The organism is Verminephrobacter aporrectodeae subsp. tuberculatae At4, assembly GCF_000193225.1.
GTDB lineage: Bacteria > Pseudomonadota > Gammaproteobacteria > Burkholderiales > Burkholderiaceae_C > Acidovorax > Acidovorax aporrectodeae.
In genome coordinates this window covers 1-292 of sequence record NZ_AFAL01001047.1, presented here as the reverse complement: position 1 = coordinate 292, position 292 = coordinate 1, and the positions used below count along the sequence as shown (strand labels likewise).

Annotated in this window: 1 pseudogene; it reads right to left on the bottom strand. The window is 76.4% G+C overall.

The window, feature by feature from the left end:
- Nucleotides 1-292 (bottom strand): annotated as a pseudogene (locus VTU_RS30400) (PD-(D/E)XK nuclease family protein); the annotation flags it as partial.

The following is a 292-nucleotide window of genomic DNA, read 5'->3' as shown; positions in this document are numbered from 1 at the left end:
CAGCGCGATGCGGCCCGAGGCGCCGGGCTGCGGCAGCGCCAAGCTCAGCGCCTTGGCGCCCCAATGGGCCCGCAGGGCCTGCGCCAGCGGATCCTCCTGAAAGCCCTGCAGCAGCACCAGGGCATCGACCGCGCCGCGCACCCCGGGCTCGAACAGCACGTCGCTGGCGTGGCGCGAGGCCAGCGCCCATTCCAGCGCAATGCGCAGCGCGGTGGCTTCGAAGCGCAGCGCCGAGCCTGCGTCCGCCGGCGGCAGCAAGCCGCGCGCCTGGACGGCCCAGGCCGCACGCTGC